Annotated in this window: 21 protein-coding genes; 15 read left to right on the top strand and 6 right to left on the bottom strand. The window is 41.5% G+C overall.

Annotated elements, in window-relative coordinates; translation table 11 throughout:
- The first annotated feature begins 3 nt into the window (after positions 1–3).
- The 4 genes from CVV21_09060 to CVV21_09045 all read left to right on the top strand — a co-directional run bounded on the left by CVV21_09060 (position 4) and on the right by CVV21_09045 (position 3,219).
- Entirely contained in the window at positions 4–354 is a 351-nt protein-coding gene (locus CVV21_09060; GenBank protein ID PKL91352.1) for a hypothetical protein, read from the top strand.
- A gap of 3 nt (positions 355–357) precedes the next feature.
- Positions 358–819 (top strand): hypothetical protein, encoded by a 462-nt coding sequence (locus CVV21_09055; protein PKL91351.1) that lies wholly within the window; start codon positions 358–360, stop codon positions 817–819.
- A 75-nt stretch (positions 820–894) separates the two neighbouring features.
- A complete protein-coding gene (locus CVV21_09050) occupies positions 895–1,323 on the top strand; it encodes a hypothetical protein (GenBank protein ID PKL91350.1) in 429 nt (142 codons plus the stop codon).
- A gap of 111 nt (positions 1,324–1,434) precedes the next feature.
- Positions 1,435–3,219 carry a hypothetical protein gene (locus CVV21_09045; protein ID PKL91349.1) on the top strand — a complete coding sequence of 595 codons (1,785 nt, stop codon included), beginning with the start codon at positions 1,435–1,437 and terminating at the stop codon, positions 3,217–3,219.
- Positions 3,220–3,351: 132 nt separating this feature from the next.
- On the opposite strand, the gene CVV21_09040 is transcribed toward CVV21_09045, so the two are convergent.
- The 5 genes from CVV21_09040 to CVV21_09020 all read right to left on the bottom strand — a co-directional run bounded on the left by CVV21_09040 (position 3,352) and on the right by CVV21_09020 (position 10,544).
- Positions 3,352–5,115 (bottom strand): hypothetical protein, encoded by a 1,764-nt coding sequence (locus tag CVV21_09040; protein PKL91348.1) that lies wholly within the window; start codon positions 5,113–5,115, stop codon positions 3,352–3,354.
- A 2-nt stretch (positions 5,116–5,117) separates the two neighbouring features.
- Complete coding sequence (locus CVV21_09035; GenBank protein PKL91347.1) at positions 5,118–6,989, bottom strand: hypothetical protein; 1,872 nt, start codon at positions 6,987–6,989, stop codon at positions 5,118–5,120.
- A 15-nt stretch (positions 6,990–7,004) separates the two neighbouring features.
- Positions 7,005–7,661, bottom strand: a complete 657-nt coding sequence (locus tag CVV21_09030) for a hypothetical protein (protein PKL91346.1) — start codon at positions 7,659–7,661, stop codon at positions 7,005–7,007.
- Positions 7,662–7,682: 21 nt separating this feature from the next.
- Positions 7,683–9,761, bottom strand: coding sequence for a hypothetical protein (locus tag CVV21_09025; GenBank protein ID PKL91345.1), 2,079 nt, complete (start codon positions 9,759–9,761; stop codon positions 7,683–7,685).
- Positions 9,762–9,833: 72 nt separating this feature from the next.
- Positions 9,834–10,544: a hypothetical protein gene (locus tag CVV21_09020; protein ID PKL91344.1), complete on the bottom strand. Its 711-nt coding sequence runs from the start codon at positions 10,542–10,544 to the stop codon at positions 9,834–9,836.
- 97 nt (positions 10,545–10,641) lie between these two features.
- Here CVV21_09020 and CVV21_09015 point away from each other — a divergent pair, with 97 nt between their 5' ends.
- From CVV21_09015 to CVV21_08965, 11 genes are all read left to right on the top strand, one after another.
- Positions 10,642–13,287 (top strand): hypothetical protein, encoded by a 2,646-nt coding sequence (locus CVV21_09015; protein ID PKL91343.1) that lies wholly within the window; start codon positions 10,642–10,644, stop codon positions 13,285–13,287.
- An 89-nt stretch (positions 13,288–13,376) separates the two neighbouring features.
- A complete protein-coding gene (locus CVV21_09010; GenBank protein ID PKL91342.1) occupies positions 13,377–14,381 on the top strand; it encodes a tRNA 4-thiouridine(8) synthase ThiI in 1,005 nt (334 codons plus the stop codon).
- A 122-nt stretch (positions 14,382–14,503) separates the two neighbouring features.
- The gene (locus CVV21_09005) at positions 14,504–14,887 is read left to right on the top strand and encodes a hypothetical protein (GenBank protein PKL91341.1); all 384 of its coding nucleotides are present in this window, start codon (positions 14,504–14,506) and stop codon (positions 14,885–14,887) included.
- Positions 14,888–14,908: 21 nt separating this feature from the next.
- Positions 14,909–15,970 carry a hypothetical protein gene (locus tag CVV21_09000; GenBank protein PKL91340.1) on the top strand — a complete coding sequence of 354 codons (1,062 nt, stop codon included), beginning with the start codon at positions 14,909–14,911 and terminating at the stop codon, positions 15,968–15,970.
- Between the two features lie 91 nt (positions 15,971–16,061).
- On the top strand, positions 16,062–16,499 hold the full coding sequence (locus CVV21_08995) for a hypothetical protein (protein ID PKL91339.1): 438 nt from the start codon (positions 16,062–16,064) through the stop codon (positions 16,497–16,499).
- Positions 16,500–16,510: 11 nt separating this feature from the next.
- Entirely contained in the window at positions 16,511–17,404 is an 894-nt protein-coding gene (locus tag CVV21_08990) for a hypothetical protein (protein PKL91338.1), read from the top strand.
- Between the two features lie 140 nt (positions 17,405–17,544).
- Positions 17,545–20,598 (top strand): hypothetical protein, encoded by a 3,054-nt coding sequence (locus tag CVV21_08985; GenBank protein ID PKL91337.1) that lies wholly within the window; start codon positions 17,545–17,547, stop codon positions 20,596–20,598.
- Positions 20,599–20,980: 382 nt separating this feature from the next.
- Positions 20,981–21,568, top strand: coding sequence for a hypothetical protein (locus CVV21_08980; protein ID PKL91336.1), 588 nt, complete (start codon positions 20,981–20,983; stop codon positions 21,566–21,568).
- 24 nt (positions 21,569–21,592) lie between these two features.
- A complete protein-coding gene (locus tag CVV21_08975) occupies positions 21,593–21,868 on the top strand; it encodes a hypothetical protein (protein ID PKL91335.1) in 276 nt (91 codons plus the stop codon).
- A 274-nt stretch (positions 21,869–22,142) separates the two neighbouring features.
- The gene (locus CVV21_08970; protein ID PKL91334.1) at positions 22,143–22,943 is read left to right on the top strand and encodes a hypothetical protein; all 801 of its coding nucleotides are present in this window, start codon (positions 22,143–22,145) and stop codon (positions 22,941–22,943) included.
- Positions 22,944–23,038: 95 nt separating this feature from the next.
- Positions 23,039–24,334 (top strand): hypothetical protein, encoded by a 1,296-nt coding sequence (locus CVV21_08965; GenBank protein PKL91333.1) that lies wholly within the window; start codon positions 23,039–23,041, stop codon positions 24,332–24,334.
- Positions 24,335–24,791: 457 nt separating this feature from the next.
- Here CVV21_08965 and CVV21_08960 read toward each other — a convergent pair whose 3' ends face one another.
- A complete protein-coding gene (locus CVV21_08960; protein ID PKL91332.1) occupies positions 24,792–25,325 on the bottom strand; it encodes a hypothetical protein in 534 nt (177 codons plus the stop codon).
- Positions 25,326–25,527 lie beyond the last annotated feature (202 nt).

Here is a 25,527-nt window from a genome sequence, read left to right as displayed (position 1 = left end):
CGTATGAAGCCGTTTGACTGTGAAACATGCGGTTTAAAGATAAAAGATAATCAGGCGGTTGTCAGGTGGCATTATGACAGAGAAAAAAAATCCGCGGATACTTTTCAGACAGTCCACCCCAATACCGTATGTTGTGATTCAAAAGAAGGTTTTTTTAACCGCTCGCTTGAACTTATGTATGTCTTTGCAAAAATGCCGGAGTTTATAAAATACATTTCAAGGTTAAAACATGATAAAAAAGAACTTAAAAAATTTGTGGACCGTATTGAAAAAGGGCGCAGTTATATAAGGCGGCACAACGCGGATAAAAATGAAGTAAAAAAGCTGATTATAAGGCTTGAAGGGCTGGAGTAAAAAATGGAACATTCTGATGTAAGAAAAAAGCTTAATGATTATTCAAAAGGTTTTATAACAAATAAAACGGAAGAAACTGAAATAGAGGCGCACATTAAAAAGTGCGAACTGTGCATGCGGGAGCTTGCCATGTGGCAGGATGTAAATGACAGGCAGCATGGCCTGGAAGGCGGGCGTGTGTCATCGCGCCTTGCGGAAAAAGCGCAGCAGATAAGCGGGGAAATGGAAAAAGATGTAAATATGGCTCCCGGAGCCAAAAGGATGGGTTATGTTGCCAATACTTTAAAATCTCCTGTGGCGATGATTGTATGGACTGTTACCTGTGTTATTTTTGGACTGGCAATTCTGCTTATATTTGTAAAAGAAAAGGTAAGCCCCTGGTTTCATTTTTTTATGATAGCAGGAGGCATAGCTATGATATTTGTGGCTGTTAAGACGTCGGTATTTAATAAAAAGAAAAAGTAATAAAAGTAATATTGACAAAATAACTGACAAAATATATAATGTTAATGAATTTAAAAAAAATACCGGGGGCAAAAGATGGCAGATGACATTACAAAGTTAAGGGAAACACTTAAGAAAGTTGATTTTTTTTATTCCTTAAATTTCGCGCAGCTTGATGAACTGATTAAAGCCATGAAAAAGCAGAAATTCAGAAAAGGCGAAGTGGTAATTCAACAGGGTGAAACCGGCGATGCTTTCTATATGATATCGGTAGGGTCGGTATCCATACATATAAAGAAAGGAATGTCAGAAAAAAAAGTGGCAGGCCTGGCTGAAGGTGATTTTTTTGGCGAAACAGCACTTGTTACAGATGCCCCAAGAAATGCCACTGTTATTGCAGAGGCCCCTACAGAACTGTTTGTACTGCATAAGAACTCTTTTAAGAAAATACTTCTTGCCAACCCCAAGATATCTGCTATAATCAAAGAAGAACTGGCCAAAAGAAAGTCTAAAAACGCATTATAATACCGTATTAAGCGATTAAACAGAGAGCATTTTTCGCTGTTTACATAATAGAAAGCTGTTTCATATGGCAGAAACGGCTTTAATTTATTTTTTTGAAGGAGGAAGTCAGGTATGTCTGAAACAGCAATCAAAGAAGGTGAAGCAATAAATTACGTTCTTGAAGGTATTGATCAGACAGTTAAAGACGGGGTAATGACAGCCCTTGAATTTTTTGGAAAAGAGAAATCAGATAACGGCAATAAAATAGAAGATGTCATAAAAGTAAATAAGCTTAGGACGGCTTACAATACCCTTATTACCGCTTTGGTTAATACAAGGTTGAATGATCTGAACAAACAGCAAAGGCTTTTTCTTGCCACCGGCGCTATCGGTGATTTTGTAGAAATCGGCGAAAATAGAATTAACCTGCTTGACCCGGAAATTTACAAACAGCTGCTTGAAGCTTTTGAAACAAAGGATTCTTTAAGCGCTTTGTCTCAGGTGGTTTTCAGCGTTCCGGATAAAATGAGGGCGCTTGCCGAAGGTAACATTGAACTGATAGACACATCCGGAAAAAAGAAAAGAAAAAAAGATGACATACGCGACCCGAAAAAAGTAAAAGCCGAACTTGAATGGAAAAAGAATGACGCGTTAAAAGCGGGAGCCAACCTTGTAAGAACGCTTGGCACAAATATAGATAAAATGCTGCAGCTTGATGCTACAAAACTTAAAACTTTAAAACTTAATTTTGACGCGCTGGATAAATATATGGGAATTCTTGCGAAGGGCGAAAGGGTCACCCCCGAAGAAAAAAAGCTTAAGTCCGCCCTTGCAATGAGAAGCGACGGCATGGCAAAAGTGCTTGCGGATTTTACAAAAATGTACGCCGAAACTTTTACAAGGTCTGCTGAAAGCGTTGATGCCATTAAAGAAAAAGTTGATGTAATTAAGGAACTTGAAAATGACCTGTCAAAAGTATCAGATGTGGTTGCGGATCAGTCTTCAAGGGTATTTGATTCTTTCAGGCCGGAACATGTTGAAATAATAAAAAAAGACATAAGCATACTTAACAGTTTTATTGTAACTGCGGCGGAAAAAGCCGGCAACAGAGTGCCATATTCCGGCGCCAGGATACTTTTAAACAGCCAGATTATAGATATGCCGACTGCAATGACAAACTATCTGTGCACGCCGCATAATGTGATAGAATCGCTGAAGAAAATCCTTTCCATTCACACAAACGCTTTCCCTATTGATGAAGACGGCAATTATAAAATTCCGCCTATCCTTATTGAACCGTTAAGAAACTATGTGGATTTTCTTGAAGACAGGTTTGTTATGGGTTTTGTAAGCGGCGAATCAGGAAAAAAAGGCGCTTATGTTACTTTTTCACCCATTGATTTTCAGGTTATGAAAGCCATAGGAATGTACCTTGCAAAAGACCCGGTTTATGACTACCGCGGTGAAATAAACGAAGGTACGTTTATGGGAGACTACACAGGAAAAATAGAAAAAACAGCCCAGGTAAAATGGACCGGAGCGGATAAGAAAATGAACATGGTAATGAGCGCGGAGCTTGTGGACGCCGCGTCGCGCGATGACGCGGTCCAGGATTACATGGACTTTATGTTTAACGCGTTAAACGGGCTTGGGCCTCCGCCTAAAATGTCAAAACGTAAAATTAACGTGCTTTTAAGGTATGCTACGGTAAAGAGCATGGAAAATAATGTTAAATTGCTTTTAACCTATGTGGCGCAGTCAGAGCCCACGGAAGTACGCGACACTATCCTTAAATATACAAACAGAAATTATGAACAGTCCAAAGAAATGGTAAGGGCGTGCGTAAAAGAAGACGCAATGGTACAGAGAATACTTGGCAACAACCCGGAAATGGTAATAGCTAAGATTTTTGTTTAAAATGCAAAATATTTTTACTGCACCTTCGAGCGTGTTAAAATAAACGCTTTCTAAATGATGCAGTTGGATAAATAAATTAAAAAAGCCACAGGTTAAAACCTGTGGCTTTTTGTTTTTTAAATTTAAAAAAAATTATGGTTTAAGTTTTGTCTCTTCCATCATCATTATTATCTGGTCGGTGCCCCTGCCAAGGGAATTTGGGTCATATTTGGCGGCAAGATAAAGTTCCGCAGATGCCAAATTTTCTCTTTTTGTTTTCATATAAAGCATTGCCATTGCTGTATGCCCCATTCCAAAATAAGGGTTAAGTTCAAGCGATTTTTTTAGATAAAATTCAGCTTTTTCATTTTGGTTATCCGAGAGATGCATGGCGCCAAGGTTATAAAGCATATCTGCCGAATAGGGGTATATTTTTAATGCTTCTTCATATTCTGTGTAGGCTTTATGTCTGTTATTATTAAGCAGGGAATATCCCCTGTAATAGCGTGTATAAAAGTTATTGGGCTCAAGCAACAGGGCTGTGTCAAAATGCTTCATTTCCATATTTGTCTTTTTCTGAAGAGCGGTAAAGCCTTTTTTAATATGAAGGTTTGCCGCAACAGGCATAATGGAAATAAAAAGATAAATAAATACCGGCACTATTAATAATGTAAGAAAAGGAGAAGGCAGTTGTATTTGTTTATTTTCTTTTTTTGGCAGTGAATATAGAATGCCGCAGAAAAGCCAGAAGATAAACGCAGACGGCATTATGAAAAGCGGAAAATTATACATTGATTCACATAGAAAAAATATTACGGATGCCAAAAGCGCGTAAGCCGGCGGTTTATCCTGATTGATAATTAAAGTTTTAGTCCTGTCAAAAGAAATAAGCAGAGAGGATACAAATAACAGGAAAAGCAAAAGCCCGGCAGCGCCTGTTTCCACAAGCAGCTGAAGATAATCGTTATGGGCGTAAGAAGTGTTTATAAAAGAGGGATTTTCAGCGGTTATCACAGATACCTGATATTTCTGAAAATAATATCTGAATCCGCCCGTTCCAAACCCGAAAACAGGTTTTTCCGCTGACATTTTAAGCCCTGTTTTTAATATGACAGCCCTGTTAGAAAGGGAAGCGCCGCCGCCATGGGTAACTTCAAGAGCCCTGTTTATATTGTAGGTAACTGCCGGCTTAAAACGGGGAAAAAAAGTTATGGCTGTAAATATGGCAAAAGTAATAAGTAAAATTATGGCAGTCTTCTTTTTGTCAATTACCGCAAAAGCTTTATTTGAGACTGACAGATATAAAAAAATAAAAAGTGAAACGCCAAGCGATAATATGGCGCCCCTGGAAGAAGCTAAAGCAAGTACAAGCAATGACAAACACAGGTTGATTGCGGTAAAAAGCTTGTATTTTTTATATGCCAGCAGGGATACAAGAATAAGAGGAAAAAGGCATGCAGTGAATTCCGCAAGAAACACGGGGTTGCCAAAAAAGGATATGGGGCGCTCACCTGTATTTACATACTGGAAAACTGCGTAGATAGAAGATACAAAAGAAATAATATTTATGAAAAAAAGAAAATTACCGGCTTTTATTTTTGTTATCAAAGGCATAAAAAAAGCCGCCGGTGCAAGCAGAGTCAGAAGATAATAAACAGGCGGAAAATTATCAAATGAAAAAAGGGTGCGCAGTGATATATAAAGCATAAATGCAGCCGCGGCAATAGCAGTGAAACCAAAATTTATTTTTTTATGAAAAAAAGAAAAAACAGCGATATATAAAGCGCATCCTGCTGTAAGAAATAATGCTTTCGGCAGCTGATACATATCATAAAATAAGGGTGTAAAAGTAAGGATGCACAGAAAAATTCCGTAAAACAGATAATTTTGAAGAGAAATATTGCGTTTATCGACCATTATCAGAACGGGTATTCCGGAACCGGCGTCGGAATAAGGTATGTAAGCTCTCTGAAAGAAAGCAGAGATACGCTGTTCTGAAGGTAAGAGAAGGCATTGGCGTTCATATTAAAATATACCGCAAGCCTTGGAGTGTCATTAACTGTATCTATGGAAAGGGAGCCGTGTTCGCCAATATATAAAGTACCGAATATTACAATATCTGAAACTGTTGTCTTTCCGTCGCAGTCAGCAGGCGGTGTGGGTGTGCCAAGTACAACCCCTACTGTTGCAGTGGGTGGAACAGGCACCGTTGGTGTTTCAGTAGGCCCGCCGGGTGTATTTGTAGCAACGGGGGTATTTGTTATCTGCGGTGTTAAAGTGGCAACTGCCGTTAATGTTCCGGCCACAGCGGTTGCCGTGGCATCATCTTTCCAGTTTGCGTAAACAGCTGGTGGTTCCATAAGTTTAGAAGCGGCTGCTTTAATTTTTGTAAAAAGCGAAGGTTTTGCAGATGCAATGGCATTTGTTTTTTCTGCGGTAGTATTATCACAGGTGCTTGTTTTGCACCGCACGCCGCCAATTTTCAATTCTCCGTCTATGTACATAAAGCCGGCGTGTTTAATATTGTTAAGGGCAGAGCCAAGAAATCCCTTGGTGTCAAATTCCAGATGGTTTGTTGTATCTTCCTGCGGGTAATAATAATTTGAAGGAATATCAATACCCAATAAAGTGGGCCAGAAAGGCAATAAAGGGTCTTTTTCATTATTAGCAGGTTCCGGTCCGGGGTCAGCGCCTTTTAAAACCAAAGGCCCCTGTATTATCATTGACCCTACAGTGTAAAGCTGGGAATAAGCGTTGTAATAGACAGCCACTGTGTTCGCGGAAACATAAGTTGTGCCGCAATAGGTATTGGTGGGCGTTAAAGGCGATTCAGGAACCCTTAATGGCAGCGCGTCTGTGGTGTCAACAAAAAGGACGTCGGAAGTGGTTTTAAGCGCGTTATGAATTGCCACGCTGTTTAAATCCGCAAGGTCGTGCAGGCCGTCGTTAATGTAAAAAGGATTGGCTGTGCCTGACCCGCCGACTGTTGCCGGCCCGTAATAATTGCCTTTTTCATATGCAAGCTGTTTGTATGCCTGAAGGGAAAGCTGCGGCGCTATAGCCATAGGGGAATAAGGGTGTGATTTTGCAGTAGGGCTCATATCTTCGCCCACGTAACCAAACTGGTAATTGCCGCCATTTTTACCGTAAGCAGTGTAAATATTTGAAGCTGAATATACGGCAGGACCCCAGGCTTTGGGAGTGGTGCTTCCCATTGCCACGGGTATGTATGGGAAGTGAAAAGTATCGTCTGTTCTGTTTGCGTGGTAGACATCACCCCAGAAAAAACCATACATAGGAATGCCGTTGGCGTCTATTGAATCATTTGTGCAGGGCAGGTTGATTTTACCTTTGGAAATAAGCGGCCCGCCGTAGCCAAGTTTTTTAATTACGCCATAAAACTGGTGAAGTTCGCCGGAAGGGTAAACTTTAACTTTAACTCCTATAGTCCTGTATTCTTCGTTGCCCTGACGTACGTTATCTATCATAAATAAATTTCCTTTTTCAATTGTTACTGCGTAGGAACCAAGCCCCGGTATTTCATATTCTTCATCATATTTAAATCCGGTCATTGGAACATTATACCAGTTGTTCTGAAGCTGCATTTTGTACCGCGCGTGTTCCATTCCTATAGAAGCAAGCTCCTGCTTGCGGGTTATATCCATTGTTTTTACAAGCATTTTTGATTCCTGCTGAAAAAGAAAAAGCAGCGCATATGCAAGGATAGCAATGACAGCGCCCACGATAAGGGCTGTCGCAAGTATCTGCCCGTCTGAATTTTTTATTTTCATTATAAGTCCTCCTGTTTAATTTCCGTAAAATCCCGCAGAAGTGCTGTGTTTTAACACAATCTGCTGTTTTAAAAGTACCCGTATAGGCGGCCTGTTTTTATAAACCATTTTTGAAAGCCTGACTGCCACGGAGACAGATTTTTCTTTTTTTGAATCGTTGAATGTAACCATAAATGAATCCAGGTTTGAAGTCACTGTCATATAAGTATAGGTATAGTTGATTGTGGACGGGTTGGATATGGAAGACCCCGCTGCAAGTTTTGGTACGCGCGCGTAAAGTTTTCTGCCGTATTGAAACATTTCCACTTCAGCTCCGGCGCCGCCCACCATGTCGGAAGCAGATGTGGTAAATCCGCAGCTGCCCGGGCTTGATGTGGTGACGTAAACAGTTTCCGCCAGTTTTCCGGACACATAACTGTTTGCAGGCTGGTTGGTATTTATTCTTGAAATTTTTATAGTGGGCGCTTGAGCGTACTGCATGAATTTTGTAAGCGCGGTGACGGCGTTGCGGCCTTCCATATTGACGGCAATATTTGCGGAACCAAAGTTCCACGCGTATATTGCCGTATTAAGCATTTGGCCCAGGCCCGATGTTACTATGCCCATTATGGCAATTACTATTAAAGCTTCTATCAGGGTAAAGCCGCCTGTGTGTTTTTTAAATCTTTTCATTTTTATCAGCCCTTCTTTTATTTAATAAGTGATCCATGCTCCGCTAAAATCCTGGTCTTCAGAAGGAGGGGTCACTCCGGACAATTTTTTATAGTATTTTAAAATAGTTGATGCCGGATATGATACATAGGAATAGTAAGCATAGATGTCATAGTCTGTGTTTGCCGGTAGCATTATTTTATAAGCGCCTGTCCTCTCGGAAACCAATCCGTAAAACTGCATTCTTTTTCTTTTTAAGGATGTCTGAATTTTTTCATCCGGGTTTACACTGTCAAGCGTGTAAGTATGCGGAGGTGTTGTTATGCTTGAAGGCTGCGCTATTATCATCGCGCCGTCCATTATATCGTTTCCCACGCCCGGCGCGCTTATTTGAAGCTTGCCGGAAACTTCTTTAGCGTTAACCTGTACGGTAAAGTTTTGATTTGGCGTCACGTTGCCTTGTGTGACTAAAATTGAATATATGGCTTCCGCGCCTTCATCCGGATATCCCGCGTAAGAAGAAGCGTCCGGGTAAATGCGCACCACGTTGTTAGTACCCGCCCACACGCCGTCAAACTGGTACTGTCCTGTAATTGTGTCAGAAGACGCGCTGCCTACAAGCCTGCTGTATTCGCTGTAAGCCTGCAGGTTAATAGGGCCTGCCGGAGGAAGATTGGTATCATAATCAATTAGCTGCCCGCTTATGCTTCCGCTTGGGTAAAAATAAAGTTTAATTAACGGGGGGGCTGCTGCCACGGAAATAAATTTTGTGGGTTCTTCAGGCACGTAATAATTACCGGCACCTGTAAGTTTATAATTGCCCACATCGACAAGAATTGTGGCAATTCCCGAAACCGGCGCGGTTGTGGCTGTATACATAACCGCGTCAGTGACAACATTTTTTAACACAATATTTATATTGCCGATAGGGGTGGATTTGTCCCTGGCATCAAGCGCCTGCACCATAAGTACCGCAGTATTGCCTGTTACCGGCTGAAGGGTGATATTAACATTTGTAATATTAGAATTATTGCCCACATTCACCCTTCCGGGATAAGCGCCGTAATATGTCACGCCTGTATCTTTATGTGTAAAAATAGCAGTTACCGAAACTGAACCTGCATCCGGATTTATGCCGGAAATAAGGTAATCTCCATGAGTGTCTGCGGTTGTGGTAAAAGATGTTCCGTCATCGGCGCGTATTTCGCGCGATTCTTTTTTATAGTCGTTGACATTAACAGGATTTCCGGAAGAATCTAATATTGTTCCGGATATTGAAGCTTCTTGAATATCAGGCGCTGTAAAATTAATACCGTTGACGTTATTTGTTGTAATTTCTATTACTACAGGGTTATCTTTGTAATCAGATTTTTCATAACCGTCACCCTGTGTATATAAATTATATGTTCCGGGCAATACATTATAAATTGTATAGTAGCCGCGTTCCTGCGGCGTTGTGGCTTCTGTTCCAACTTTAACCGTGTATTCAGGGTGCCCTTCAACATGTACAAAACTTTTAGTAGCATGTCCGGGCGGTGCCGGATTAGCATTAGGGTTGCTGCGTTCTTTTCTTAAAACCCTGCCGCGTATGGTGGCGCCTGACATCTGGCTTTCCGGGTTTGATACAAAACTTTCAAGTTCTGTAGTCCTGTCCATAAAACCGCCGGAAGCACTTTTTATCTGATAAGCAATAACAACTTTTATTTTTTTAAGGTTTGATATTGGAAGGTCTGACTGCGTGCGCCCCACAATATTGCTTTCGCCATCTTCTTCCGCGTTCTGGACTATTTTATAAACTTTCATTTTAATCCCGCCTACAGGAAGAATATTTGAAGGGTCGTCCGGGTTTCCCCAGGGATTGGAATCACTTTCCAGTTTTGTAAGAGGGTAAGGCAATAAATCATCCGGGGTAATTTTTAAAGCGCCAAAATTATAGCTTTTAAGGTTTTCAAGATTTTCAGCGGCAATGTTAAAAGCATATGTTTTTACGCGGGATGCAAAAATATCGTTATATACCCTTGTGATAAGATTTAAAGAACCCATTACTAAAAATATTATTACAAAAGAAGCTATAATTACTTCTATGAAAGTGAGGCCTTTAGATTCTCTAAAAAGCTTCATACAACCACTTCCTTTACGGAGTTAAATCCATAGTAATTATATACACAAATATAACTTATGTCAAGTATTTCGTCAGGTATTTGTTTTAGTGTGCTTTCCTATTATAAGCATAATAGAAGCTGCAAGGCAGATTAGGCAGTTAAGTATAAGAAAAAGCCATAATTCGGATGAACTGACAGGCCTGGTGAATAAAATAAGGGAGTTTACAGCGCATGACAATATCAGAAAAACTGCAGTTTTATAAAATGGTATTGTTTTAGTAAGCTTAATAAGGACAATAAATATGATAAAAAATGCCAGCGACTGGTATATTTGAGAGGGTAAAAGGGGGACACCTGAAAATTTTTCAAAAGCCGCGGATGTTTCGGGATAGAAAACTGTGAAGGTTTTCTGCGGGTCAGCCGGAATGCCGTAACAGCACCCCTTAAAAAGGCAGCCCAATTTTGCTATGGAAAGCCCAAGCGCGGCTGCCGCCACTGAACTGTCAGAAGCGTGAAATAAACCCGTACTGTATTTTTTAACCGCAGGTATTGAAACAAGCACGGCCAGAAAAATACCGGCAGAAAAAGAAGCTCCCTGTATGCCAAATATTTTTGGAATAAAAACCGCGCCTGTTATAAAAGCAGCTGCAAAAAAAAGCACGTAAGCGTGTGTTATGGTTTTTTCTTTTTTTGTTCCGGACAGCCCGGAAAGGTAAAAGGCAAAACCGGACACAGCCGCAATTATAATAAACAACAGATATGAATCAAGCTGCAAGTTTCCTATGGTTATTGTGGGTATCATGAATAAAGTATAACAGAAATAATATGTATTGAAAATAGCGATTACATGGCATATAATTAAAAATATATCAATAAACCTGCATTTAAGGGAGATAAGTATGAAAAAAATACTGTGCCTTTTGGCTCTGTTAATAACACTGTACGCGCCTGTAATGGCAGAAGTCAGTAATGTTACAATTGTAAGTGTGGTTCCTCCAAGCCCTAATGCCGGCGATTTGGTAACAGTGAATTTTACATATGACAGGACAAGCGATGTGTGGAATCAGAGTTTCTTTCTGGCAGCAGTATCAACGGTTGGAACTTTTCAAAGCGGAAGCACCTTAGGCCAGACCTTTAAAGTGGCAAATGGAATTGTAGATATTGGCGGTACAGGTGACGGAGCTATAAGCGCTTCAAGCGGTAACGGAATGGGTGATGGAAACGGAGCTTCTCTTATTGCAAGCCCCGCGTCATATACATTTCATATACCTGACACACTTGAAGGCGGCCCATATTTTATTTTAATTGGCGGCAAAAGGGATTTTGTTGATTCAGGATCCGCTCTGCCGGTTTCGCAGGCTAATTATCCTTTTACAGTACCTCTTCCGCCTGCATCAGCATCTTTGACAAAAACCGCGGAAGCTTCAACAGTAATACCCGGAGGGCTTGTCCTTTACACTTTAAATTACAGTTATGTAAATTCAAACAGCCTTACAATCACAGATATGGTGCCGCCAAACTGTACTCTTCAGCAGATAAGTCCGGGAGGAACAAGTTCCGGAACAGCTGCAGGTTCAGCCCTTACCTGGACACTGCCTGCAGTAACAAAAAGAAAAAGTGAAAAAGTATGGTTTCTTGTAAGCGTGGATGCGGCAGCAGTGCCGGGGACAATTATAAATAACTCGGCTGACTGGACACTGGTTGATACTTTCAGCGCGTCAACAAGCGGCACAAGCAATGATACAACGGTGACGGTTATAAGGCCTTTTGCTTTTAATAAAAGCCAGCAGCCCGCGACAGCACAGATTGGCGATACGGTTACATACACGTTAAGTGTTTCGCTGACAGGGTACAGCCTTAAATCTTATGATACATTTGATTCAAATCCCATAACCGGTTTTCATCCGGTAAGCGGCGGGTCATGGAGCTGGATGAGCGACGGCGCCGGAAGCGGTTATCTTTATTCGCCTTCACAGGGAGCAGGGTCATATCCTCAATATTTAAGGGACACTCCAACGGATTTTTGCGACGGTATAGTTCAGGCTGATATTTATGTAGGAGCAGGCGGATATGAAGACGGATTAATATCTTTCAGGCACAGCAATACAGCTCCGGCTCTTTCGTATGGTGTGGGTATTTCCGGAGACCATACGCCGGGCGACCTTTATCTTCAGAAAACAAATCCGGGAGTTGCAGGGCCTTACTCTCCGGCTTCCTGGCACAGCAATGCAATATCAGTAAGTGACAGCCAGTGGTATACGGTAAAAGTTCAGGTAATGAGCCTTTCAGGAAATTCTGTAGGCCTTTGGGCTAAAACGTGGATTAAAGGAACCGCTGAACCTGCAGCGTGGATGTTAGCTGTCACAGACACTGCAAATGCAACTTATACGCAGATGCCCGGATGCGGATATGTGGGTTTTCAGGGGCACCCCGATAATTTCAATTATTATGATAATTTGAAAGTTATAAGCGGCAACCCGATAGCGTCCGGCGCTGTTATATTTGACACCGTGCCTGCTGAAATAACATATCTTGACGGAACAGGCGCGCTTGCAGGCGTTCACGATGCGGCGGTTTATGATGGTGTTTCAAGTGTTGTAAGCTGGCTTTATCCCGGTTTGCAGACAGACCGCGCAGATATTTTAATGTGGAGCGGCGTGATTAATTCCTGCGGCCAGATAACAAACACAGGCGCGATTAAAGCAAATGATTTTAATCCGATAATAAATTCAAACAGCGTTATGTATGACATACCTTGCGGCACGCCTTCAATAACGCCGACAATAACCCCCACTGACACTATTACAATTACAGTTACGCCCACAATTACAGTTACAAGCACCATGACAATGACAGTTACTTTAACAATGACCCCTACGCCTATTCTTCCGGTTCTTGTAATGTCCAAATCAGTTGCGCCGTCAAGCGCGGCCACAGGCGATACAATAACCTATACAATAAGGGCTTCCAATGCCGCGGGGCTTATTGCAGCTGATAATGTAATTATCTGGGATACTCTGCCGCCAAAACACACTTATATAGCGGGCGGTACTTATGACGCGGTAAACAGGGTTGTGTCTTTCAGCACGGGAACCATACCTGTGGGCAGTTATATTGATTATTCGTTTACCGCGATGCTTGATGATTCAATTAATAAAAACGAAAAATTTTATAACACAGCGCTTTCCAACTGCGATGTGGCGGCTTACGCTTTTGTTTCAAACCAGACAACGCTTGCGGCAATTGTGCCCGACCTTGAACTTAAAAAAGACGTCACATATCCAAATCCGACCGATGGAGAGGCAATAATTGTTTTTCATCTGTCTGTACGCGCGGATGTCACAATTAAAATCTTTACAATATCCGGTGAAACGATAAGAAAGATAGACGGCATAAACGGGGTTAAGGGAGTAAATAAAACATTGTGGGACGGCTTGAATGACGCGGGTGAACGCGTGTCATCCGGAGTTTATATTTATAAAATAGATGCCGTTAACGGGGATGAGAAAAAATACGTCTTTGGAAAAATGGCGGTTATGAAGTAAAAAGAAAGCCCATAAATAAAGATTAAAAGATAAGGCATAATCAAAAATAAAATCGTAAAAAACCATTTGTGTCAAAAAAGGAAAATCTGATGAAAGAAAAAACATGTATCGCTCTTTTTTCGGGCGGACTGGACAGCATGATAGCGGTAAAACTGCTGCAGAAACAGGGAATAAATGTCATACCGGTAAATTTTAACATAGGCGTATTTTTTAAAAAATATATCCGGGAGGGCGGTGAGCTTAAATACAATAAACCGCTTCCAAAAGGCATAGAAGTAAAAGTTGTGGATATAACAAAAGATTTTCTGCATATGCTGAAAAATCCGGCGCACGGATACGGCAAGAACATGAACCCGTGCATTGACTGCAAAATACTTATGATGCGTAAAGCAAAAGAGATGATGGAAGAACTTGGCGCGGGTTTTGTCATAACAGGTGAAGTGCTGGGTCAGCGGCCTATGACTCAGAATTCAAATTCAATTAAAATGATAAAAAATGAATCGGGCCTTGAAGGGTATTTGCTGCGGCCGCTGTCCGCAAAATTAATGGAACCCACAGAACCGGAAAAACTTGGCTGGGTGGACAGGGAACAGCTTTTAGGCATAGAAGGAAGAAACAGGCAGCAGCAGCTTAAGCTTGCGGTGGAATTTGAAATTACCGATGTGATGGAAACCCCGGGCGGCGGATGCCTTTTAACGGATAAACACTATGCGGCAAGGTTAAATGACCTTATACAGCACAATAAAGAAAAAGAGATAACGGAACAGGATATGTTTTTATTATCGGCCGGAAGGCATTTCAGAAAAAACGGCATAAAGTTTATAATAGGAAGGCACAACGGCGATAATGAAAAACTGGAGCAGGTAAAAGATGGGGCAATAGTATTTGAAGTTATGGATATTCCCGGCCCGCTTGTCCTTACTTTTGACAGCCCTGATGAAGAGACGATAAGAGATATAGCCGCGTTTTCCGCCGGCTATACAAAGTTAATGGATAAAGAAGAAGTAGCTGTCAAAATTATTAAGGATAATAATGAAAGGGTTATAAATGTAAAACCAATAAGCAGGGAAGAAGCGGAGAAATATAAAGTATAGAGGGACAGAGGGATGGATGCACGGAGGGACGGTTTAAATAAGAGCGAATTAAGCTATAAGCAGATAAGCAGAAGCGAAACAAATCTCGGTTTCATACAAAAGGGATAAAGGGTAGAGGATAGATGAAAATTATTATTGACGGGTACAATTTAATGTACAGGGTGCGGTTTAAGGGGGTTACCCTTGAACAGAAGCGCGAAGAGATGATGGATATGATAAAGGAATTTCTTGCGCTTAATCCAAACGAAGTAACAGTCATATTTGACGCTTCCCGTTCCATTTCCAACCACCGCGGGCATCAGAGGTTCGGCGATATAAAGGCTGTTTTTTCCGGGCCGGGCGAATCTGCTGACGATATAATAGAAGAGATGATAAGAAACAGGACAGGCAAGGCAAAAGACCATATGGTTATTTCCAGCGACAACAGGCTTATTAAGTACGCCATAGACAATCACTTTAAATCAATGACATCGGACGAATTTGCGGAATACCTTGAGCAGGATTAAAACAATAAGCAGGAGGGTGTTATGAAAAAAATTCTTATTATTGCGGTTATGATTATAACAGCGTCTTTTGTTTTTGCCGCGGATGATGCCAAAAAATACGAAGATTCCTGGCTTATTCTTCCGCTTCCTTTATACTCCGAAGAAACAGGTTTAAAAGGCATAATAACAGGCGCGTATTTTTACAATAAAAAGCCTGATACTTTTTCTTCCAACATCCAGCTGTACCTTTCTTACAGTTTAAAAAACCAGGTGTCAGTTGAAGAAGAAGGGTGGCATTACTGGGAAAATAACGAATATAAGCTGTATCATAATTCATATTATAAAAAATATCCTGACACATTTTTTGGGGTGGGCAACGATAATAAAGATGACGCCGCGGAAAAAGTTACTTTTCAGATGTTAAAGTTCAGGGCTGAATTTCATAAAAAAATTGCCGGCCTTTTGTATGCGGGTGTAAGGCTGTCATATGAAAACTTTGTACTTTTAGAAGCCAAACCAAACGGGCTTATAAGCAGTGAAGTGTTTAAGGGCAGCAGGGGCGGGTCTTATTTTGGGCAGGGGCTGGTTTTTTCAATGGATACACGCGATAATTCGCTTCTTGCCATGGACGGAATTTATACCACTTTATACTGCGATTACTACGGGCTTGGGCTTAACGTGCGGGATTCATTTGTGAAAACAGAGTTTGATTTTAGAAAGTATTTTAAATTGGCTGACAACCAGTCTATAGCTGCGGAAGTGTTTACCGGAGTTATTGCCGGAAGCCCTCCAATCCAATTAATGGAACAGTTTGGCGGCGACCACAAAATGCGCGGGTATTTTTATGGAAGGTACCGGGATAAATGCATGAGTTTTGTACAGGCGGAATACAGGATAATACCATGGGAGCGTGTGGGGTTTACCGTGTTTGCCGGAGCGGGTGATGTGTACGAATCATCCCCGGCGGATATGAACGTGAAGTTCGCGGGCGGCGTGGGGTTAAGGATAGGGCTTGTGCCCGAAGAACGCGCCAACTTAAGGATAGACCTTGGGTACGGCCGCGACGGCCTGGCGTTTATCTTTTACGCGTTCGAAGCGTTTTAAAAAATCATTTAAACTTGACATTAATCCCGTAAATATATATACTTAGGTCTGCCTAAATATTAGGTATGCCTAAACAGTTTAAGGAGTAAATGTGAACAAAGACGCGCAAAAAGCTTTTGACATGCTTGTGGATATAAGCGACCGGATAAGGAAAAGCCGGAAAATACAGATTTTCAAGGGAAAAATAAAGGAATTAAACCTTGGGCAGACTTTTGTGCTTCAGCTTCTGCTTGATTCCGGCAGTAAAACAATGGGGGAACTTGCGTCAGCCGCGGGTGTTAAACTGCCAAGTATGACAGAAAGCATTACGCGCCTGGAAAAACTGGGTTATGTTGAAAAAAACAGGGATAATAAGGATAAAAGAAAAGTTTTTGTGGGATTATCAGCACGCGGAAAAAAAGTAATGAAACACACCAGGGATGTAAACCTTGGATATCTTGGGATGTTTTTTTCAATGATAAGCCGGCAGGAAAGAAAAAATGCCATTGGCCTGCTTGAAAAAATTCAGGGACTTCTGAAAAAATTATAAGCGGAGGAAAGATGCATTCAAAAGCAAAAAGATGGGCGTTGATAATAATAGCCGTTTTAAGCGCGGTTATACTTTTTCAGATAATAAAAAAAGTGACCCGCGCGGGAGAAAAACTTTCAGAAACGGCTTATGACGTAAAAGCGGTTCAGGCAGGCAAAACAGATATTCAGGAAGCTATTTTTATCCGCGGCATTGCGGAAGGGAATCCACAGATAAAAGTTTATTCCCAGGTGCCGGGCAAGTTTGAACGCAATGCAGTATCAGAGGGCAGCTTTGTAAATAAAGACGATACCATATTATATATAAACAGGGATATTGTCGGTATGGATTATCAGCTTGCCAATGTAATGGCGCCGGCAGCCGGGATAGTGACAAAAATATACACCACTGACAAAGGCGCGTTTGTCACTCCGCAATACCCCGTGGCAGAAATTGCAAATCCGGATAAAATAAAGGTGATATTAAGCACCGGTGAAGAGGATATGATTAAAATAAAGGCCGGACAGACTGCGGAAATTTCCGCAGCTTACGGCGATAAGATAACATTAAAAGGCAGTGTTTCATCCGTCACCCCTTTCATAGACAAGGATACAATGGCAGGTACGGTAATTGTAAAAGCTGATAATCCTAAAAGGGATATTAAACCCGGCATGTCGGTAAATGTAAAAATTTACGGGCAGCGCCGGCAGGGGATAATGCTTCCTGAAAACGCGGTGCTGCTTGGGGAAAGCCGGTCATATGTGTATATCAATGATAACGGCCGCGCGAAAATGACGGATGTTAAAACAGGATATATTGAAGGGGATAATATTGAAATAACAGAAGGTATTAATATAGGAGATGTTGTTGTGACGGAAGGTAATTTTAAATTAAACGAAGGAAACCTTTTGAAAATCAAAGAATGAGGGACAGAGGGACAGATGCACGGAGGGACGGAAGAAAGAAAGATAATTAAGCTATAAGCAATTAAGCAGAAGCGAAATAAATGTTTTTGCTGACCATCCGAACATCTGTGCATCCGTCCCTCCAGTTTATTGGAGAATAAATGAACATAGCGGAACTTGCAATAAAGAGGCCTATATTTGTAGTAATGATAGTTATGTCTATACTTGTGCTTGGCGCGCTGGGATATTCTTCCATGGGAGTGGACATGCTGCCGGATGTGGAATACCCAACGCTGTCTGTTGTAACGGTTTATGAAGGCGCGTCAGCTGAAGAAATAGAAAACCTTGTAACCAAGCCTATAGAAGACGCACTTGCCGTGGTGGAAGGGATGGAATCACTTTCTTCCGGTTCCAGTGAAAATATGTCACGTGTCACCGCGCGTTTTTCGCTTGGCACAGACATCAAATACGCGGAGACAAAAGTCCGCGACGCCGTTAATAAGGCAAAATGGGAGCTTCCGGATGACGCGGACGAACCGTCCGTGGTAAGATTTTCGTCCGCTGAATGGATACCGGTATTAATGATGAAGGTAAAAGGAAAAAAAGACCTTGCCGCATTAAAAGAAATTATTGATGAAGAAATTAAGCCTGATATTGAAAAAGTAAAAGGTGTGGGAAAAATTGACCTGTGGGGCGGGCGTGATAAAGCGGTAAATGTCACGGTAAATAAAAGCGCGCTGGCCGCGCGCATGGTGTCATTCGCGGATGTAATGGAAGCCATAGGAAAAGAAAACCTTAATTATCCGGCAGGCAATATAGAAAAACCCGGAAGGATAACCGCTGTTAGGGTTAAAGGAAGGTTTGAATCCATAAGCGATATTGAAAATGTGCCTATAAAAACTTTTTCAGGCGAGACTATCAGGTTAAAAGACGTGGCAAAAGTTGATTTTGGACTGAAAAAAGAAACCGCCAGGTCGCGCGTGGACGGCGAAAATGCCATAATCTTCGGCGTATATAAACAGAGCGGTGAAAATACCGTGGCCATATCAAAAGCCGTGAAGAAAAAAATAAATTCATTACAGAAAAAACTTCCGCAGGGTGTGACTATAAGTGTTTTCAGGGATCCGACTTTACATATTGAAGAAAGTATCAAAGGGCTTCAGGAAGACATAGGGCTTGGCGCGCTGTGTGCCATTATAATAGTCTGGCTTTTTCTGGGAAGTTTCCGTTCCACAATGATTACAGCTGTTGCCCTGCCAAACTCCCTTTTGGGCGCTTTCTTTTTTATAAACGCGTCCGGCTTTACGATAAATATGATGGTGCTGCTGGCTTTGTCCCTTTCCATTGGGCTTTTGATAGACGATTCAATAGTTGTGCGTGAAAATATTTTCAGGTATCTGGAAAAAGGATTTTCTCCGAAAGAAGCCGCTGTTAAAGGTACCAATGAAGTGGCGCTGGCTGTCATAGCCACAACCGCTTCAATTCTTGCCGTCTTTATCCCCATATCTTTTCTTGAAGGTATTGTAGGGCAGTTTTTCAAGCAATTTGGGCTTACCATAACTTTCGCGCTTGCAATATCGCTGGTGGATGCTTTTACCACGGCTCCCATGCTTTCAGCGTACTGGTGGAAAAAAGAGGACCCGGATAAAAAGAAAAATATTTTTGATAAAATGCATCAGAAATTTAATGTGTACTATGACAGTTTTAAAGAAGTGTATGAAGACGTATTGGAATGGTGCCTTGACCACAAAAAAACCGTAATTGTTTCCGTGACGGGGCTTATAGGCGCAAGCATAGGCGCCGCGATGTTTATAGGCATGAGCTTTCTTCCAAATTCCGATTACAGGGAAATTGAAATGACAATGGAAATGCAGCCGGGGGCCACAATTGATGTGATGGACAAAAAACTGCTTCAGATAGAGCGGTATTTACAAACAGTAAAAGATATAGAGACTTACTATACGGTCGCGGGTTACGGCGAAAATAACATAGGCAGAATTTACTGCGCTATACATAAAAAAGCAAGGGCCACCACAATAGTAAGTGATGAAGTTATGAATCATATACAAAATAATTTTGGGCCAGGAATTTTGCTTACCAAGCAGGACAGCGGCGCAGGCACTGTGGTTTCCGGGGGAGGGGATACAGACCCTATAACTATTAACATTACCGGAGAAAATACAAAAGTGCTGGAAAAAATTGCCATGGACATAAAAAAAGCCGCGCTGGAAACGCCGGGCGCGTCCGGCCCGAATACTTCTTCCAGGCCGGGCATGCCGGAAATAAGTATTATGATTGACAGGGTGAAGGCGGCAAAACTTGGTTTTTCCACTTATGAAACAGGGATGCTTTTAAACATCCTGATAAACGGCAAGGAAGTGTCGCGCTACAGAAAAGGCGATAAAGAATACGGAATAATTCTGCAGATGGCGCAGGAAGACAAGACAGATTTAAATTCGTTAAAAGACATAATGCTGACCAACGCTAAAGGGGATAAAATTCCTTTATCCGCAGTGGCGCGTTTTGAATCCGGGTCCGGCCCTGTGGAAATAAAAAGGGAAGATAAAAAAAGGATAATTAAAGTGACAGCCGGAATCGCGGAAGGGTTTGCCCTTGGCGATGTGGTAAGGGATTTAAATGAAAGAATAAAAAAAGAAGTGCATATACCCGAAGGGTACGAATACTCCTTCGGCGGACAGGCCACGCAGATGACAGATACTGTTGTACAGATGGGAAAAGCCATGCTGCTTGCACTTCTGTTTATGTATATGATTCTGGCTTCGCTTTATAATTCGCTTACGCAGCCGCTGATACTTATGCTTTCTGTGCCGCTTGCCATAATTGGTTCTTTCCTGGCGCTGCTTATCACCGGGCAGCAGCTGGACATAATGGCAATGATAGGTTTCTTAATGGTGCTTGGGCTTGTGGCAAAGAACGGGATACTGCTTATAGATTTCACGAATAAAATGAGGGAAGAGGGAATGTCCGCGCGCGCGGCTTTATTACACGCCGGCCCGATAAGGCTGCGCCCTATTTTAATGACCACGTTTGCCATGATATTCGGAATGCTGCCGCTGGCGCTGGGCTTCGGCGAAAGCGCGCTTAGAACACAGTCTATGCCTATCGCGGTAATCGGCGGGCTTATCACTTCCACTTTCTTAACCCTTGTTGTAATACCGGTTGTGTACGAATGGGCGGAGGGACGAAAAGGCTGAGGTACAGAGGGACGGATGCACGGAGGGACGGAAGGAAAGCAGCCCGGTGGCTCAGCAGAACGGTTTAGATTTGGTAGGCGCATCCCTTAAGAGTGCGGCAGTTGAATAAAGAAAGCGGCTAGGTTATAAAATAACAGCAAATTAAGCTATAAGCAGATAAGCATAAGCGGAAAACAGAAAGCCAGAGGGACGGCTGTACGGAAGGTCGGTTTGGTAATGGTAGACGCGGGTCTTTAGCCCGCGGCAGTTGATGTAAATTCTTTATTTATGGGATATGGATTGATAGGCTGCCGGAACACCTTTAGCATAAAAACAATCTGAAAATAATTGACATATTTAACATTTTTGTTATACTTATAACATAAATGTTAAAGGAGCGGTTATGGATTTAAATACCATGCCTTATGAATTGATAAATTCCAGGGTTAAACTTAAGCTTTTTAGTTTGATAATGGGGCAAAAAACAGAAATAACAGCGGGGGAACTTGCCCGCCAGGCAGAACTGCCGGTTATGACAGTCAGCAGAATATTAAACAATTACTGTGCTATGAATGCTATGCATCACCGCAGGGCTGGAAATGTAAATTTTTTTCGTATAAACAAAGACAGTTATGCGATTAAAATGCTTATGCGTGTATATTCGGCATTCGAAAATATTAAAAACCCTGTTGAATATATGAAGGATATATTTAAAGAAAAACTTCCCGCAAAACTTATTGAAAAGGCCTATGTTTATGGTTCTGTTGCTTCAGAAAAATCCAAGCCGGAAAGTGATATAGATCTTTTTGTAGTGGCAAACTCAAAAAAAGATTTGCAAAAACTTGAAAACGTTTTAAATGATCTTGAAACATATATCTCGCGTTCTTTTGGAAACACACTGGTAACATACATGATTACGCCTGATGAGTATAAAATGAAGAAAAATTTGGGCGTAATAAAAGAGGCCGAAAAGGGAATAAAAATAATATAGATTTGTAAAAATAGAGGGGTAGAGATGGAAAAATACAAATTTAGGGCGGTTGATAAACATTTATATGTAAATTTTTTAAGGCGTTCTGAAGAATGCCTTAAAAGCGCAAAAAGGGCTCTTGAGAATAATGAAATAATGTCCGCTCCTATAAGCGCTGTTCATTGCTGCATATCCGCGCTGGACGCATTGTGCGTGAATCATATGCGCAAAAGGCATGCCGGGTTTAATCACGAAGACGGCGTAAGGTTCATATATGGCATCAATACCGTGAAAAAAGATGAACTGGAACTTATTGGGTAAAGAGCTATGAAAGTTATCAGGCTAAAAAATATGGCGGAATATGAAGAAAGAATTATGAAACCAAAAGAAGCTGAAAAAATGATTAAAGACTCTGAATGTGTGCTTGAAATGGTAAAAAAATGTACAGGATGAATTGCGGCGGGAAAAATAACAGCAAATTAAACTATAAGCAGATAAGCATAAGCGGAAAACAAAATGTTTTACTAAGCATCCAGGCGTCCAAGCATCCGTCTTTATATTTGATTTTTTACAAAAATTAGGGGAAAATAGGAATATGAAAAAAATAAAAATTCTGTTATTTCAACTGTTTGTATTTATCGCCTCCGTTCCGGTTTATGCCGAAGACGGGCATGACCATGGCGGTAAACTTGGCGCAATTCATGAAGCGATAGAGGCGCTTAAAGAAGGAAGTCCTGGCGCATTCTGGGGAGTGGCGTTTATACTTTTTGTTTATGGGCTTCTTCATGGCGTTGGAATGGCGCACGGCGGAATTATAGTACAGGCTTGGGTTGTTGCGTCCAAAAGAAAATTTAAAAATGTCCTTATTGCTTCGTCAATGACCGCGGTTTTTCACGCCTTATCAGCATCCGTGGTGGTCTTTGGCACATGGTTTCTTTTAAAATCCACAGTTTCCGTTGACAGGTTAAATGAAATTATGAAATTTGTAGCCGGCGGTATTACAATAAGCATCGGCGCTTATATGCTTTATACCTTTATTATTGCCAAGATAAAACATGTCTGCGCGCACTGCCACGACCACGACCTTAAAAACGACGGGAATCCTTTTATTATAGCTTTTAACGCGGGAATTATTCCCTGTCCGGTTACAAGCGGAATAATTGTTACAGCTATTGCGCTGGGGCTTGTAAAGCAGGCTGTATGGTTTATGCTTATTTTTATGTCGGGAATGGCGCTTGCCACTACGGCGGTGTCGATGGCGGTATGGTTTGTCAGGGAAAAAGCAGTGGGCGAAAAGTTTAAAAAAGCAGGCCATATTATAGAAGATATACTTCCGGTATTAGGCGCTGCTGTCTTCATTATTATAGGTATAATTGTGATAGGGTCGCCTGTATAAAAAACAGGCAGATAATTCAAATATTATATGTTATTATAAGAAATAACAAAGGCCATAATTACCTTAAATAAAAAAGTCATGAAAGGCGTAAATAAGTGGTCAAACTGAACAGAGAACAGAAAATCACGGTTTTTTTTGGCGCTGCGGCAGTTTTGCTTTTTATAGCCGCCATTATAGGATTAATGCAGTGGCTTGAAAAAATAAGCTCGGGCCCCGCCGTTTTTATACTGCTTGCGTTTGCAATATTTATCCTTGCCGGCTTTATAGGGCTGGAACTGCGCAAACTGTTTACTGAAAATAAAAAACTTCATAATACAATCCTTAATCAGTCAATTGGTTTAAGCGATTATTTTCAGGTGATTGACGCTTTGTCAAAAGGAAATTTAAGCGTTGCCGCGAATGAAAAGACCGGCGATGAGATGATGAATGAACTTGGCAAGAAAACAAATATTCTTATTCAGGCAGAAAAAAAGATGACCTACTGCGCAAAACAGATTGCGGAAGGCAACCTTAATACGGATGTCTTTATGCGTTCAAAAGAAGACCAGCTTGGTATTTCCTTTAAAAAAATGGTGGAAAGTATAGAAAACCTGCTTAATGATATCAAATCAACGTCTAATTTTTTAAGTGAATCTTCACAGGAACTTGCAAGGGTTTCAGAAGATTCAAGAAATGCCACGGAACAGGTCACTGAAACAATGAACCAGATTTCCGGCGCCAATCAGGTAATAGCGGAAACCGCGCAGGCCGTGGCGGAATCGGCCAAGAATACCAGTGAAATGTCAAAGAGCGGAAATGAAATGGTAACAGGGCTTTCTGATAAAATGAAGTCCATGAAAGAATCAGTTGAAAAAGATTCCAATATAATACGGCAGCTTGGGGAGCGTGCTTCCAAAATAGGCGACATAGTCAAGGTTATTCAGGAAATTACGTCACAGACCAACCTGCTTTCATTAAACGCGGCCATTGAAGCCGCGCGCGCCGGGCAGGCAGGCCGCGGGTTTGCCGTGGTGGCCACAGAAGTTGGAAAACTTGCGGATGATTCCGCCAAGTCTACAAAAGAAGTAACAAAAATATTAAAAGAAATCCTGCAGTATTCGGAACACGCTGCCAGCATAACGGAAGAGACAAACAAGACAGCCAATGAAGGTATGGAACTTATGGAAAACGTGGATAAAATGTTTGGCGACATTACAAAGTCAATTGAAGATGTTTTCATGCAGATGGAACAGGTGGCAGCAGCAACTGAAGAAGCTTCTGCATCTTCAGAACAGGTGTCATCATCCGCGGAAGAACAGGTTGGCCACGCCCAGCAGGTGGCAGAAACCGCTTCAAAAATGTCAGAGACCATTTCAATCCTTTCTTCGCAGATGGAAAAATTTAAAATATAAATTTTCTATTATTCCTGTTTAAAAACACACACAATTCCTGTTTTTTTCTCTTAATTTTTAATGTTTGTTTTATCTTTACTTTCGTCCCTCCGACCATCCGTGCATCCGTCCCTCGGCTTCACCGGGGTTGGGTATATTTTTTCAGTACGCGCCGCAAATTGGTAATATTGTATCCAAATAAACTTGAAATCAATAGGTATGTTAATTCATTGGCAATCCTGAGCCCGCGGCACATCCGAATATGCCGGCGCTGCATTAAATGGTTCTTGTCGTATACATAGTATGTTAGGGCGGCGCGCACTGAAAAAACACACCCAATCCCGGTATTGTCTTTTTGGTATATGTACTGGTAGGCGCGCCTTTTAAGGCGCGGCAGTTGATTTGTTGTTTGTCTTTACTTCCGTCCCTCCGACCATCTGTGCATCCGTACCTCGGCTTCAGTCTATGGGATAAATATTTACTTCATTGAAAATAAGCATCCGCAGTAATTCTGCCTGTAAAGGCCGAAATCTTTAGACATTGTAATTGATTTTTTAAATCCGTCTTTCTTTTTAAAATCAGATTCGTAATATTTTACCCCGTATTGTGCGGCGGCTTCATTTCCAAGCTTGTTTACAAGAACGGCGTTCTTGTGTGGGGAAATGGTAAGCGTGGACGCAAAAATTTCCAGCCCAAGTTCTTTGCATTTGCGTGCGGCTTCCAGAAGGCGTAGTTTAAAACAGATGTCGCAGCGTTTGCCGCCTTCAGGTTCATTTTCAAAACCTTTAACCGCTTCAAAAAAACGTTCCGGATCATACGGCACTTCTTTTATGTCCTCAATTGACATTTTTTCCGCAAGCTGCGTCATGGCGCCGCGGCGTTTATCATACTCTTCTTGAGGATGGATGCAGGGATTATAGAAATACGTTATAACTTCGTATCCCGCTTCGCGCAGCGCCAAAGTGCTGTAAGTAGCGTCCGGTGCACAGCAGACAAGCAGCAGTATTTTCATCCTTTACATCTCCTTATAATATAATATTGTCATGTTATCACAAAATAACAGCGGGTATAAGATAAAATACAACCGACAAAATTGTACATGTACAAAAAAGTCAGGCAGGAAAAAGCTCGTTTTTAAAGTATACCTGCATCAGACCGGATATTTATGTTCTGCCTTAACAACAGTTTAATTTTTTCTTGTATTCCTGCGTGAA

This window comes from Candidatus Goldiibacteriota bacterium HGW-Goldbacteria-1 (assembly GCA_002839855.1).
Lineage (GTDB): Bacteria > Oederibacteriota > PGYV01 > PGYV01 > PGYV01 > PGYV01.
This window is presented reverse-complemented; position numbering and strand designations above follow the sequence as displayed.

Bases quoted from the DNA above. Each gene is read 5' to 3' on its own strand.
- CVV21_09060 (PKL91352.1), top strand. From the start codon at position 4: ATGAAGCCGTTTGACTGTGAAACATGCGGTTTAAAGATAAAAGATAAT.
- CVV21_09055 (PKL91351.1), top strand. From the start codon at position 358: ATGGAACATTCTGATGTAAGAAAAAAGCTTAATGATTATTCAAAAGGT.
- CVV21_09050 (PKL91350.1), top strand. From the start codon at position 895: ATGGCAGATGACATTACAAAGTTAAGGGAAACACTTAAGAAAGTTGAT.
- CVV21_09045 (PKL91349.1), top strand. From the start codon at position 1,435: ATGTCTGAAACAGCAATCAAAGAAGGTGAAGCAATAAATTACGTTCTT.
- CVV21_09040 (PKL91348.1), bottom strand. From the start codon at position 5,115: ATGGTCGATAAACGCAATATTTCTCTTCAAAATTATCTGTTTTACGGA.
- CVV21_09035 (PKL91347.1), bottom strand. From the start codon at position 6,989: ATGAAAATAAAAAATTCAGACGGGCAGATACTTGCGACAGCCCTTATC.
- CVV21_09030 (PKL91346.1), bottom strand. From the start codon at position 7,661: ATGAAAAGATTTAAAAAACACACAGGCGGCTTTACCCTGATAGAAGCT.
- CVV21_09025 (PKL91345.1), bottom strand. From the start codon at position 9,761: ATGAAGCTTTTTAGAGAATCTAAAGGCCTCACTTTCATAGAAGTAATT.
- CVV21_09020 (PKL91344.1), bottom strand. From the start codon at position 10,544: ATGATACCCACAATAACCATAGGAAACTTGCAGCTTGATTCATATCTG.
- CVV21_09015 (PKL91343.1), top strand. From the start codon at position 10,642: ATGAAAAAAATACTGTGCCTTTTGGCTCTGTTAATAACACTGTACGCG.
- CVV21_09010 (PKL91342.1), top strand. From the start codon at position 13,377: ATGAAAGAAAAAACATGTATCGCTCTTTTTTCGGGCGGACTGGACAGC.
- CVV21_09005 (PKL91341.1), top strand. From the start codon at position 14,504: ATGAAAATTATTATTGACGGGTACAATTTAATGTACAGGGTGCGGTTT.
- CVV21_09000 (PKL91340.1), top strand. From the start codon at position 14,909: ATGAAAAAAATTCTTATTATTGCGGTTATGATTATAACAGCGTCTTTT.
- CVV21_08990 (PKL91338.1), top strand. From the start codon at position 16,511: ATGCATTCAAAAGCAAAAAGATGGGCGTTGATAATAATAGCCGTTTTA.
- CVV21_08985 (PKL91337.1), top strand. From the start codon at position 17,545: ATGAACATAGCGGAACTTGCAATAAAGAGGCCTATATTTGTAGTAATG.
- CVV21_08980 (PKL91336.1), top strand. From the start codon at position 20,981: ATGGATTTAAATACCATGCCTTATGAATTGATAAATTCCAGGGTTAAA.
- CVV21_08975 (PKL91335.1), top strand. From the start codon at position 21,593: ATGGAAAAATACAAATTTAGGGCGGTTGATAAACATTTATATGTAAAT.
- CVV21_08970 (PKL91334.1), top strand. From the start codon at position 22,143: ATGAAAAAAATAAAAATTCTGTTATTTCAACTGTTTGTATTTATCGCC.
- CVV21_08960 (PKL91332.1), bottom strand. From the start codon at position 25,325: ATGAAAATACTGCTGCTTGTCTGCTGTGCACCGGACGCTACTTACAGC.